We start from the raw sequence: 13558 nt of genomic DNA, 5'->3' as shown, positions 1-13558 counted from the left end.
CCTAATTAAGAAGACAAAATTCGCATTAAGTTCTTATAATCTTCAGCAAAATCACTATCATCCTGTACTAATTCTTTAACCTTGCGGCATGCATGAATCACCGTGGTATGATCCCGACCACCAAAATGGTCTCCAATTTCAGGTAAACTGTGATTGGTAAGTTCCTTACTTAAGGCCATAGCCATTTGGCGAGGTCTGGCAATAGAGCGACTACGGCGCTTGGATAAAATATCCGCTACCTTCACTTTATAATATTCAGCAACCGTTTTCTGAATATTTTCTATAGTAACCAGTTTATCCTGCAAAGCCAAAAGATCACGCAATGCTTCATGAACAAATTCAATAGTAATGGGCTTACCCGTGAAATGGGCATTAGCTATAACACGACGTAATGCTCCTTCAAGTTCTCTCACATTAGAACGAATACGTTTCGCAATGAAGAAAGCTACTTCATAAGGTAATTCAATATTGGATTGCTCTGCTTTACTGATAAGAATGGCAACGCGTGTTTCTAACTCTGGTGGCTCTACTGCTACAGTTAATCCCCAGCCAAAACGGGATTTAAGCCGCTCTTCCATCCCTTCAATTTCTTTAGGATAGCGATCACTGGTAAGAATGATTTGTTGCTGTCCTTCAAGTAAGGCATTGAATGTATGAAAGAACTCTTCTTGAGAACGATCCTTTCCAGCAAAAAACTGAATATCATCAATCAATAAGGCATTTAAAGAACGATAAAAACGTTTAAATTCATTTATAGAGTTAGTTTGCAAGGCTTTAACCATATCCGCAACAAATCGTTCTGAATGTAAATAAAGTACTTTCGCTTCAGGATTATTTTTAAGTATATTGTTTCCAATCGCATGCATTAAATGCGTTTTACCCAAGCCTACGCCGCCATAAATAAAGAGCGGGTTGTAAGCATCGCCTGGACGCTCAGCCACTTGCATGGAGGCAGCCCGTGCTAACTGGTTTGAATTTCCTTCAACAAAGCTATCAAATATAAATTTCTTATTCAGATGGCTGCTTTTATAATCAACAGTTTTTTTGTTTACAACTTTACTACTGGCAGCAGGACTCGAAACAGACGTTGGAGACTCAACAGTCGCAGGAACAGATTCAATAGCCTTTGTACCAATTTCTATAGATACAGACTGAATATCATCACCACAAAATTGGTTGATCAGTTCCTCTATTCGAGTGAAAAAATGCTTTTTAACCCAATCGACAACGAAACGATTAGGGGCTAATAAAACCAAACGCCGCTCATCAGTATGAGCCTGTAAAGGACGCAACCAGGTATTGAATTGTTGAGCAGAATATTCATCTTGCAACAAACCCAGACATTTTTGCCAAACAGTTGCTGACACAACAAAACTCCTCATATAACTAAGGGTGGAAAAAAGATTGTTACAACTAATTATCCACGGCTATAAATAGTGCCATTGAAAGCACCTGGACAGCAAGATAATTGTATAGAATTAATTAAGAATAAATAAATGTAAAAATTTACAACAAAACAAGACAGAACAATCTTTTACCATTCAAAAGGCAGATGATTATACTCAGGCTTCCAGGAAACGCCAAGTTATCCACACAAAAAAATAAAAGGGATCAATTCATTTTGGTCAGATTAGGGTCTGACAGAAAAATAAAAGCTATGGATAACTTGCATTAAAACACGGGTATAAGATGATTATAACCACTAGCACAAATAAACTTAGAAACATACAAACAAGCTAATCACACTTTAAAAGACGAGTTACCAACACTTTTAAAAACAAGATATCTTATTGATATATAAAACAAAAATAAATTTATCAACAGACATTTGCTTACCATATAATAAGAATAAGTTTTTAAATATATATAAAACTATATTTATTAGCGAAAACCATTTATCCATTTTTAAAAACATTTTTGTCTTGCAATAAACCAAATGAAAGGTATCAAACCAAAAATAAAAGATGTGTATAAACACCTTAAAACACATATATATTAAAGTGGATAAAACGAAGAAAAAGAAAGAGGCATTAATTTATTAACAATAAAAATACGAGATCTACCTGAGTTTTATACACGTTTCAAAACATATAACTTATTGATTTAAATATTTAATTTAAAATTATAAACAGACTTTTAAAAGCTAATAATAAATAAAAAATAAATATCTTAAATATTTAAATATAATTACTCAGCCAGCACATTTAAAAAATTAAACAAAAAATAATCAACTATCTAAATTGACAGTAGAAAGAAAGTTAACTATCATTGCCAGCCTCATAAATTTATAAACAGGTTCATCATGAAACGCACCTTTCAACCAAGTAATTTAAAACGTAAACGCGATCATGGTTTTCGTGAGCGTATGGCTACACGTGCAGGTCGATTAGTTATTAAACGTCGTCGTGCCAAAGGACGTAAGCGTTTATCTGCATAAGTGTTTGCTTTTAAAAAAACACAACGATTATTGACCAAAATTGAATATGATCTTGTGTTCCAACAAGCAAAAAAAATTGTAACAACCGAATTTATTCTTCTTTTCAGAGAAAATAACTTAGGTCATGCGCGTCTGGGGCTTGCGTTATCAAAAAAAATGATAGCTAAAGCCCATGACAGAAACCGCATTAAGCGGTTGATGCGTGAAGGTTTTCGGCAAGCGCAGTTACCTGCTGTAGACATGATTTTTTTAGCTCGGCAAGGTATAGCAAAGCAAACAAATTCAGGTCTAACCACCCAATTGAGTAAAACATGGGAAAAATTAACCTCATGCTTCGAGAAATAGCTTGCTTCCCAATAAAAATATATCAATATTTGATTAGCCCATTGATTAAACCATGCTGTCGCTATTATCCTAGTTGTTCACAATACGCTGAAAGTGCAATTAAACAATATGGCATAGCCAAAGGTTTATGGATGGCTTTAAAAAGATTGTTACGCTGCCACCCATGGTCGCGTGGCGGTTATGATCCCGTACTCCCTAACGATGAGAAGCTTTGATGGATATACGACGCATTATATTATATACAGCCCTTGCCCTGGTTGGTTTATCACTATGGAATAATTGGCAGGCAGATTATCCTGCTACTCAACCTATAGCACAACAACCAGTAAGCCAGTTAAATAATGATGGGCATTTATTACCTGATATAGCACCTGTAAATACTGGCTCTGATGAGACCAACATACCTACTGATGCTGGTCAGTCGCAAATGGTTGCTACCAATCCTTCTCAATTAATCCAGGTAAAAACAGATGTCCTGGATGTCGCTATTGATTTGAAGCAAGGTGATGTTGTTTCGGGCTTGTTGCTTGACTATCCCCTTAGTGTAGAAGATAAAGGCAAACCATTCCCTCTTTTACAAAATGATGCAAAAGAACGTTATGTGGCAAACAGCAGTCTTGTTGTGGCTAAAGGTCCATCTGTTCAATCATTGAACTTCGGATTTACATCAGACAAGCTGGAATATCAATTAGAACCTAATCAAGACCAACTGATAGTTACTCTTGATGGTAAAAATGCAGATGGGTTAGATGTTAAAAAAGAATTTATTTTTACCAAGGGCAGTTATTTAATCCATGTTAATTATAAAGTATTAAATAATGGCGATACTCCCTGGAAAGGATATTTAAACACACAATTGCTGAGAAGCTCCCCTAAAGAGGATAAATCAAGTGTGTTTCATGTAGGTTCCTACACCGGTGCATCCTATTCAAATCCTGGCGTACATCGTTATCAAAAAGTAAGCTTTAGCGATATGAGTAAATCCAATCTTAATGTGGATGCAAAAGGTGGCTGGATCGCCATGCAACAACATTATTTTCTCAGTGCCTGGGTTCCTGATGCGACAAGTGACAATAAATTTTATACTTTGGCTAATCAGGGGGATTACACAGTAGGTGCAATGAGCCAGCCTCTTTCCGTTGAACCCGGACAGCAAAAAGAAATTGGATCCAGATTGTATATAGGTCCTGAAATTACCAGTGTTTTAAAAGAAATATCTCCTTCCCTGGATTTAACCGTAGACTATGGAATCTTATGGTTCCTGTCTTCTTTGTTATTTTCCTTAATGAAGGCTATTTATAATTTTGTTGGTAACTGGGGTTGGTCAATCGTTTTAGTGACGGTACTCATTAAACTTGCCTTTTATCGCTTGTCAGCGACCAGTTACAAATCAATGGCTGGTATGCGTAAATTGCAACCTAAATTACAGGCCCTGAGAGAGCGCTATGGTGATGATAAGGCGAAAATAAGCCAAGCCACTATGGAACTTTATAAGCAGGAAAAGGTCAATCCTTTAGGTGGTTGTTTGCCTATAGTGATTCAGATTCCAGTATTTATTGCTCTTTATTGGGTTTTATTAGAAAGCGTTGAATTAAGACAAGCACCGTTTATATTCTGGATTAAAGATTTGGCATCTCCAGATCCATACCATGTGTTGCCTTTAATCATGGGTGCGACCATGTTGATTCAACAAAAATTAAACCCTGCTCCACCAGATCCTATGCAAGCCAAGATAATGATGTTTTTACCGATATTATTTACTGCTTTGTTTTGGAATTTCCCATCCGGCCTGGTGTTGTACTGGATAGTGAACAATACGCTGTCCATCATGCAGCAATGGTACATTACCCGTAAATATTCTGATGACAAGCCGGTTAAAAAACTGGTAGCAACAGCAAAGTAAATGTCTGAAGATACTATAGTCGCCATAGCTACCCCACCAGGAAGAGGTGGGGTAGGCATTATCCGAATATCAGGGCCTAAAGCTTATGCAATAGCTTTTGAACTGAATTGCCAAAAAGAATTGAAGCCACGTGTTGCATCTTATTGCAGTTTTTACAATGCAGATAAAGAACTCATTGATCAGGGGTTAATGCTTTATTTTAAAGCACCTCACTCGTTTACTGGGGAAGATGTCATTGAGATTCAGGGGCATGGTTCCCCTGTTGTCCTCGATATATTAACCAGGGAATGTGTCGCTTTAGGCGCTCGATTAGCACGTCCAGGAGAGTTTTCCGAACGGGCGTTTCTTAATGATAAAATTGATTTAACCCAGGCTGAAGCCATTGCAGATTTAATTAATTCCAGCTCTCAAACGGCAGCCCGGATGGCGCTAAGATCTTTGCAGGGTGATTTCTCTGCCAAAATCAATCAGCTGAATGAAGAGTTGATTTATTTACGCCTCTATGTAGAAGCAGCCATAGATTTTCCTGAAGAAGAAATCGATTTTTTAAATGATGGGAAAGTAGCCCATTTACTGCAAGCTATTCTCGACAAGCTAAACGAAATCAGGGCTCAGGCTAATCAGGGTGTGCTTTTGCGTGAAGGACTGTCTTTAGTGATTGCTGGCAGGCCTAATGCAGGTAAATCTACCTTAATCAACAATCTTGCGGGTAAAGAAATAGCCATCGTCACTGAAATAGCCGGCACCACCCGTGATGTAATGCGCGAACATATTTTACTTGATGATATTCCTTTGCACATCATTGATACAGCCGGATTACGTGAAAGTGATGATCCTGTGGAAAAAGAAGGCATCAGGAGAGCATGGCTTGAATTGAACCATGCTGATTGTGTTTTGCTGGTTGTTGATGTGAATGAGCCAGAGCAACAAAATAGTTTAACTAAAGAAATAAGGGAAGCATTACCCGATGAGGTTCCTATCATTACTGTCTTTAATAAAATTGATACTTTAAATCTTCCTGCGAAAGCAGAACATCATAATGTCTATGTTTCGGCAAAATCCGGTTTGGGAATTACTGAGCTTAAATCCACGATAAAACAATTAGTAGGTTATCAGCCGAATGAAGGGCAGTTTTTGGCGCGCCGGAGACATTTACAGGCTTTAGACGAGGCAAAACATCTGTTAATTACAGGTCAAACCCAATTAGCAGAACACAGGGCTGGTGAACTTTTAGCAGAAGATCTGCGTTTGGCTCATCAGGTACTTTGCGAGATTACAGGTGAATTTACCTCTGATGATTTATTAGGAAAGATCTTTTCAAGTTTTTGTATTGGAAAATAGCATTTTCCTGTAGCTGTAACCCGTTTTAGTGAAGCGTAATACGAGATCACCTACCCTAGGAACCACTGCCATTAAGTTAAGCGCTACTCCGCCGTCCCGCGGCTTGTCCGAGCGTAGATCCCTGGATCCCGCGGACAAGCCGCGGGACGGCGGAACTCCTTAACTTAACGTGATTTTCGGATAAGAAGCTTGTTTTATCCAGTCGTTACTTCGATGCCGTTCGGGCTGAGGAGAGGCGGTAGCCTCGTCTCGAAGCCTTAGCACCATGCCAAGGCTTCGAGACAGCGCTATCGCGCTTCCTCAGCCCGAACGGCATCGAAGTAACGACTGGCTCAAACAACTTTCTTATCCATAACTCACGTTAACTTGATGGCAGTGATTTCAGGAACTTACCCCTCTGTTCAATATGTAAAAAAAGAAAGCAATATATCTTGTCAAATTCAAAATCAAATGATAACGTACTACAAATAAAACTTCCTGTTCATTTTTTGTGAGTTGTAATTATGGAATATGCAAGTCAAACAGCAGCCTTTCGTCGTGATAAACATCAATTTTTTGCTCAAATTTCTTCTGTTAAGAGTAAAGAAGACAAAGTTAAAATGGCGGATGACCGAGCAGCAACCACTGGATATTCCTTTCTTTTAGAAAATCAAAAAAATATCGAAACTGAATTTACAGAACTATTTGACATATTACAAAAACAGGATGATGAAAATAAAGAAGCATTTTGGTTGTATTGCTACTACTGCGCTTCGCTGCTTGAGGCTTACCACAGAGCTTATTCACAAAGTGCTAATGATTTTCAGGCGGCAAAGGAAAAAGAATACGCTAAATCAAAATTACGTATTAAAGATCGTTTGAACGGTATAAAGAAACAAAATGATCCTGATGAGCCCTTTATCGATTCTTTGTATCATTCTTTTATTGGCGGATTTAATAATCTGTTTACCTCCCCCCTTCATATATCCAAAGTCAGGGATTATGTAGCTTACGCCAATTTATGCCGTATTTACGCAACCTTTTGCCGCCTGACTTTGACCACTGGTTTTACCTTAGCCAAAGAGCTTGAAATTATAGATAAACTGGAAGCGCTTCTTGGTACACATATAGATGTGGATAAAATAGTATCGGTCTTGCAGGCACCTGTAGGAGTATTCAATTATTTAAGTGTTGGCTTCTTCCTTGCCCGCTTTGTTATTGATGCCGGGCTATTGATTAAACATACTTTTTTCCCAACGGAATTAGAACAAGGTGCTGTAAATGGTTGTGACCTAAGTAAACTGGACTATTTGCCTGGGGCTGCATCAATTGAAGCATATCGTAATTCTTACATCCTGATTCAAAATGAGGAAAGCAATGAACTGGAATTATATTATGTTCCACGAAATGGCACGATAGAACGCTTGAATATCGAGAAATACAATGCATTTAAAACTAATTTGCTCAAGAGAATGAATAAAGTGCAATCGGTGCGATTATCTGCTCAGGAAGTCAATGATTACATTACTGCATATACACAGCATGTCCCTGAAGTGACTACTGCCTATGACCGCTTTAAACAGGAGTTTTATAAAAGGCACTGTAATTTTGCCAATGACCTGGTGTGGGCAACGGTTAATGGCTTATGCAATTTTAATTATTTATTTAATATTTCTGCTCCTGTCGCTGGATACATCACTTCTGTCTTTTTAACCTTTGATGTGTGCATGACCTTGTATAAATGCCATTTGGCAGAACAGGAATATTTGACTAAAAAAGCGCAATACCTGCAGGAAAGGAACGATTACAATAATCCTGACCTGTTTGGCAAGATGACCAGTGAGCAACGTCGCTTACACATCGAAATGCTGGACAAGCAACTTGTTGAATTGGAAATTAACTGGCAGACCAATCAATCCACTTTTTATTTTGTTGCTGCCGCAGCTGTATTATTGGCAATGGGTTTCACTGCTGCAACGCTGGTGAGTCCTCCTTTACTGGTTCTTGCTTCTTTCTTTGTATGTACGGTTGCGGTAGCGATGTATCTTTCTACCGATGCTTACTCCAAGTACAAAGAAAAGGAACTTTATCTGGAGCATGCTCAGTTAACTAAAAAAGATCTTCCTGTCTCTCTGAGAGAATACGATGTAGCTCTGAAAGAATATGAATATGCGCGCAATGATTTTATTTTTACTATGGTAAAAAATACAGTGATGCCCATTATATTAATCACTACTTTTGCTATTTGCTGGCCGGCAGCACTGGTATTAACAGCAATGTACGTGGGTTATGAGATTTATCATGCACACAGCCAGCATTCAGATAATCTTGCTACCAAGCAGTTAGCTCTGTGCGCTCCGGAAGATGATGCAAGATTGTTACCATGTGCTTGTTGAACCTTGATTACATCGTAAACATTTGTGCACCCAACTGTTCCGCTCCCTCACGGTCGCGGCTCGGATTCCTTTAAATAACGTGAGTTCGGGCTGAGGAAGCGCGATAGTTTGTAGCCTGTATTAGCGGAGCGTAATACAGGATCGAAGTGATACTTTCCCGTATTACGCTTCGCTAATACGGGCTACGACGCCGTACCACGCCCCTGATTCTACGTCGTCCTGAACGCGTCTTTTTGCGCGAAGGATCTTCAGATGCTGGCACAATGCTGACTGCAGGTTTTTACTAAGTTTCAGGATACATTGCCCTGATCGCAGCGATATCCTTTTCACTTAATTGCACACGCTGTCCTATTTCTACACCTTCAACCAAAGGAATAATGGTCTTTTCGCCATTCCTGGAAAAAGCATACTGACCGTAATGCATTATGGATTTGAAATCATACTCACCAAAATCTTTACCATCCGTCAGGTGTTGATCAAAATTATGCTTATGATCTTCCTCTATATTTTCCCAGGCAATACGAACGAAAGAGTTTCTGTCTGCTCTTGATTGTTCATGCCATAAGCCCAGAGCATGTCCTATTTCATGAACTGTATTCATTGTAGTACAGCGTGGTGCCAGATTGATTTCTTGCATGCCCCCTTTTCTTCCTACATAAGAAGCACAAGTTGTTCCTTCCGCATGAATAAACGAAATATAATCACGATGGTCATAGCGATTTTTTGAATTCAATTCAACAAACTCTATATTACTGTGCTTTTGCCAATGATCTATGGCCTGATATATAGCTAATTTATTGATAAAAGGTAAATCTTCAGACACCTCGTAAGGAACAACACCATTAGGCCAGCGTGTACCACCTACTTTGGGGGTAATTACAGCCCCTGGGTTATTCAGGTTTGCTACCTTTCCAATGATAATATCGCCCTCTGCAACCGCAAATTCATCCATTTGTTCATAGACTACCGTACGGCTTCCCATTACCGGATCTGCTACAGTGACATGGCCCAAGGTTGTTGCATTGGAAGAAGATAAAAATAATGCAGAATAAAGCAATCCCGCAGTTTTTAAAGCTGTTTTCATTGAAAAATCCTTAATTTTAGAAAAAACTGACAGTCCTTTTCTAATGACCTATGTTTCAAAAAATGTCATTAGAAAAAAGAGTGTATAAAAAGACTGATAAAATTTCTATGGCGAATTATAAAGAGTATGAGCCGTATATCATTTCTCAATGATTACACGGCCACTGCTTCCTTTTCACAATGGTGCTGGTATTCTTGCATTGCTTTCAGACGCTTTCTGTATTCAATTACGCGCTTATCCATTACCGCTTTCCATAAGGGAGGAAACAAAGCCAGAACCATCATTCCCAGATAACCGGACGGGAGCTGAGGGCTTTGGTCCATATGCCGTAACACCTGATAAGGCCGTGCGCCGTAAGTATGGTGATCTGAATGGCGCTGTAAATGAAAGAGGATGCTATTACTTAACCAATGATTGGCATTCCATGAATGGTAAGGATTCACTTTTTCATATTCCCCATTGGGCAGTTTTCTTCTTTCAAGGCCATAGTGTTCAATATAATTGACTATTTCCAGCGTCAATATAGCGACCAAAGATTGCAACAGGAAAAAACCTAAAGCATTTAAGCCGCCCAAAATAAAACAAAGTGATGCTATAGCCACAGGAACAGTGATAATCCACCAGAAATGATTGCGTATATTCAACAGAGAGATACCTTTGCGATGTAAGCGTTTCGTTTCAAGATGCCAGGCAGATTTAAAAGAGCCTGTTATTGTTTTAGGCAAAAAATCATAAAGGCTTTCACCTAATTGCGCTGTTGCAGGATCTTCCGGTGTAGCTACGCGGACATGGTGTCCTTTAACATGCTCTATGAGAAAATGGCCATAACACACACTGACCAGCAATGTTTTACTTAGAAATTGCTGGAGTTTACTGTTTTTATGCATCATTTCATGCGACAAATTAATTCCTACACCGCCAGTTACCAGCCCTATAGACATGGTAAAACCAAGCCATTCATTCCATGACAGGGAATGAGTACTGACAACATAAGCGCCATAAGCAATTAATGCCAGTTGCATCGGGACATAAGCATAAGTGATGTATTTGAAAAAATTATCTTTAATGAGAACTGATTCCTGTTCCTTGGATGGATTAAGCGTATCACGGATAAATGCATCGATTAGAGGTACCAGGGCAAATACTATCATAAAGGGGATAAAGCTAAGCCATCCTCCCAATTGCAAAGCAAATATGGGCATCAAAACCAGTAAATACGCCATCAAAAAACAGTACTTTTTCACCAAGCTCATAATCAAATCCCTATTTTGACTAACATATATACAATATATAGGATATTTACCAGGTTTTGCTTGGCTTCAGGGGACATAAAAAAGTGATTAGAGGACAATTTTGCTCATAAAGCAGCTTTTAGTCTTAAAGCAGCCTCATAAAGGTCGTTTTTGTTCCCATTTGTTATTTTACAGGCCAAAGAAACGGCTTGTTTCAAAGGCAACTCCTGCAACAAAATGGAGAGCAGTTCTGTATGAGGATTTTTATCCACAGGATCGGAGCATGGCGGGATTATTAAAACAAATTCTCCCTTAATATGTCCGGGATCGGAGAGTAACCAGTCTTTAACCTCAGATACGGTTCCGGAAATAAAACGTTCAAAAGTTTTGGTCAATTCTTTTGCCAAAACAATGTGGCAGTCTGATCCATAAACCTCAGCAACATCATCAAGGCATTCAACAATCCGGTGTGTGGATTCATAAAAAACCAAAGTGTGTGATTGTTCTTGCAAAGAGGTCAGTTTGCTTTTTCGCGCAGCGTGTTTGGCAGGAAGGAAACCCGAAAAAATAAATGAGTCACAAGGTACTCCTGCGGCACTTAAGGCCGTAATTAAAGCGCTGGCTCCCGGGATAGGAACAACAGGAATCTGGTTCATTCTGGCAAGCTTGACCAGAGGAAATCCCGGATCGCTGATCAATGGTGTGCCAGCGTCACTGATTAAGGCTATGGATTTTCCAGCCAGAATTTGTTCAATGATGTGCTTGCTTTTATCTCCTTCATTGTGTGCATGAAGAGAGCTTAAATTGTTTTTAATTCCCAAAGCAGTCAATAATTGCAAGGAGTGACGGGTGTCTTCAGCGAGAATCATATCAACAGATTTTAACGTAGCCAAAGCCCTTAAAGTGATGTCATCCTTATTCCCTATTGGTGTCGCAACGATATAGAGAGTTCCTATGCCTGTTGCTAGTGAGTTTGTCATAGTTTATCCTCTTGCGTTATTGCGTAAATGGCGAATTCACATGTTAATAAAAATAATTAAATTTCGCGTCTTGTTTTTGCTGGCCTCCAGCCTTTTTCTTTGCCAGTGCACCACAGCAGTTAATTCATCTGAACCTGTTGCTTTGGCTCCCGTTAAAAAGAAAGCAACCAATCCTTATCCCTTACCTACGGCAACTTATCTTGCTTTGGCTAAAAAACAGGATGGCGCGGAACAACAAAATTCATTAATTTTAGCCGCAGGCCGGGTGATTTCGGAAGGACAATGGCGCCAAGGTTCAGCCATTTTAGCACAGACCAGTGATTTATCTGATGCTCAGGCAGATGAAAAAAATTTATTGTTAGCCCAAATAGGCGTATTACGTAATAACCCTAAAGAGGCCTTGGCAAAATTGGCTTTAATTAAAGAGGTTGCGCAACTACCTCCCCACTCCCGGATTCAATATCATGAACTATTGGCACAGTCTTATCGTCTGACGGACAATATTACCTTTTCGGTGCTGGAACGAATTAAATTAGAACCTCTGCTGGTTGACGAAGAAAGCCAAATGAAAAACAGAAGGACTTTATGGCTTACTTTAATCAATTTACCTACACCAGAGTTAAATACAATTGCCGTGGAAAACACAAATAAGCCTGAATTATCGGGTTGGGTACAATTAGCGATTATTTCCCGCAAATATCATGATAACTCCCAGTCATTGCTCGCAGCACTGGATCAATGGCAATCGCAATTTGCCAATCACCCGGCAAATCAGATTTTACCTAATCCTTTAGACAGTATCATCAACAAGATGTTTGCAAAGCCCAAAAAAATAGCGCTCTTGCTTCCCTTAAGTGGCGGCCTTTCTGGGCCTGGTAATGCCATACGAGAAGGATTTATGGCAGCATATAAAACAAATGGCAGCTCAGATACAGAAATTAAGACCTATGATACAAACAAAGGCGATATCAGTGAGAATTATCTCCAGGCCATTAAAGATGGGGCCGAATATGTAGTTGGCCCATTAACCAAAAGTCATGTAGCTACAATTGCCGCAATGGAGCATCCTGTCCCGACTTTGTTACTCAATGATTCTGATGTAAGCCTGCAGAATAATTCGTATCTGTTTGGGCTCTCGCCTGCCTATGAGGCTACTCAGGTTGCGATAAAGGCAAAGAGTAAGGGCTATAAACGTGCCTTGATTATTGCCCCTCAAAATGAATGGGGCGTAGAAGTAACCAAAGCCTTCGCCAACCAATGGAAAGAAAGTGGCGGACAGGTTGTTGATACTTTTTCATATGGGGCTAATGGCGATCTGAATAAAGGCATGAAAGAGTTCCTGCGTATTACAGAAAGTCAGGCAAGAGAAAAGCAATTAAAAGAAGTGATTGGTTATAACGTGCAATTTACCACCAGCCGCAGGCAGGATTTTGATATGATATTCTTGTTGGCTTATCCTTCCAAAGCCAGGCAAATCATGCCTTTGTTAAAGTATTATTATGCCGGTGATGTGCCTGTATATGCTACTTCCAATGTTTACGCCGGTAACGCCAATGCATTGAAAGATAAAGATTTGGATGGGTTGATTTTTTGCGACATTCCCTGGGTTTTTTCTCACCAGATGGGGGCAAGAAACTGGCCAGAACAATTTAACAGTTACAATAGATTATACGCTTTGGGTATGGACAGTTATGCTTTGGCCACTCAGCTCAATCAATTAATACTCTTTCCTGCAGACGGCAGTAGAAACAGTAATGGAACTTTATATTTAAAACCGTCACAACAGGTGGCCCGGATTCTTGAATGGGGACAGTTCAGACAAGGGCTAGCTCATTCTTTAGGCAATACAGTATAGGATAGA

At 39.3% G+C, this 13558-nt stretch carries 11 protein-coding genes; 7 read left to right on the top strand and 4 right to left on the bottom strand.

Features of this window, described 5'->3' with window-relative positions:
- Positions 1-5 precede the first annotated feature (5 nt).
- Positions 6-1367 (bottom strand): chromosomal replication initiator protein DnaA, encoded by a 1362-nt coding sequence (dnaA, locus tag B094_RS0105065; protein ID WP_018576716.1) that lies wholly within the window; start codon positions 1365-1367, stop codon positions 6-8.
- A 935-nt stretch (positions 1368-2302) separates the two neighbouring features.
- On the opposite strand from dnaA, the gene rpmH reads away from it, so the two are divergent.
- The 6 genes from rpmH to B094_RS0105040 all read left to right on the top strand — a co-directional run bounded on the left by rpmH (position 2303) and on the right by B094_RS0105040 (position 8401).
- Positions 2303-2437 (top strand): 50S ribosomal protein L34, encoded by a 135-nt coding sequence (gene rpmH, locus B094_RS0105060; RefSeq protein ID WP_006869475.1) that lies wholly within the window; start codon positions 2303-2305, stop codon positions 2435-2437.
- Positions 2438-2782 carry a ribonuclease P protein component gene (gene rnpA, locus B094_RS0105055; protein WP_018576715.1) on the top strand — a complete coding sequence of 115 codons (345 nt, stop codon included), beginning with the start codon at positions 2438-2440 and terminating at the stop codon, positions 2780-2782.
- Positions 2749-2997 (top strand): membrane protein insertion efficiency factor YidD, encoded by a 249-nt coding sequence (gene yidD, locus B094_RS16790; RefSeq protein WP_081621036.1) that lies wholly within the window; start codon positions 2749-2751, stop codon positions 2995-2997. Before rnpA ends, yidD begins: the two co-directional genes overlap by 34 nt.
- The gene (gene yidC, locus B094_RS0105050; RefSeq protein ID WP_018576714.1) at positions 2997-4685 is read left to right on the top strand and encodes a membrane protein insertase YidC; all 1689 of its coding nucleotides are present in this window, start codon (positions 2997-2999) and stop codon (positions 4683-4685) included. Before yidD ends, yidC begins: the two co-directional genes overlap by 1 nt.
- Complete coding sequence (gene mnmE, locus B094_RS0105045; RefSeq protein WP_018576713.1) at positions 4686-6026, top strand: tRNA uridine-5-carboxymethylaminomethyl(34) synthesis GTPase MnmE; 1341 nt, start codon at positions 4686-4688, stop codon at positions 6024-6026.
- Positions 6027-6529: 503 nt separating this feature from the next.
- On the top strand, positions 6530-8401 hold the full coding sequence (locus B094_RS0105040) for a hypothetical protein (protein ID WP_018576712.1): 1872 nt from the start codon (positions 6530-6532) through the stop codon (positions 8399-8401).
- A 283-nt stretch (positions 8402-8684) separates the two neighbouring features.
- Here the strand turns inward: B094_RS0105040 and legP are convergent, their stop codons facing one another.
- The 3 genes from legP to rsmI all read right to left on the bottom strand — a co-directional run bounded on the left by legP (position 8685) and on the right by rsmI (position 11697).
- Positions 8685-9485 (bottom strand): Dot/Icm T4SS effector Zinc-dependent metalloprotease LegP, encoded by an 801-nt coding sequence (gene legP / locus B094_RS0105035; RefSeq protein WP_018576711.1) that lies wholly within the window; start codon positions 9483-9485, stop codon positions 8685-8687.
- A 152-nt stretch (positions 9486-9637) separates the two neighbouring features.
- Positions 9638-10738: an alkane 1-monooxygenase gene (locus B094_RS0105030; RefSeq protein ID WP_018576710.1), complete on the bottom strand. Its 1101-nt coding sequence runs from the start codon at positions 10736-10738 to the stop codon at positions 9638-9640.
- Between the two features lie 104 nt (positions 10739-10842).
- Positions 10843-11697 carry a 16S rRNA (cytidine(1402)-2'-O)-methyltransferase gene (gene rsmI, locus B094_RS0105025; RefSeq protein WP_018576709.1) on the bottom strand — a complete coding sequence of 285 codons (855 nt, stop codon included), beginning with the start codon at positions 11695-11697 and terminating at the stop codon, positions 10843-10845.
- Between the two features lie 40 nt (positions 11698-11737).
- Here rsmI and B094_RS0105020 point away from each other — a divergent pair, with 40 nt between their 5' ends.
- A complete protein-coding gene (locus B094_RS0105020; protein WP_026253893.1) occupies positions 11738-13552 on the top strand; it encodes a penicillin-binding protein activator in 1815 nt (604 codons plus the stop codon).
- Positions 13553-13558 lie beyond the last annotated feature (6 nt).

Origin of the sequence: Legionella shakespearei DSM 23087 (assembly GCF_000373765.1) — a bacterium.
Taxonomy (GTDB): domain Bacteria; phylum Pseudomonadota; class Gammaproteobacteria; order Legionellales; family Legionellaceae; genus Legionella; species Legionella shakespearei.
Note: the sequence above shows the minus strand (reverse complement) of the source record. Positions and strands in the feature narration are given on the sequence as shown.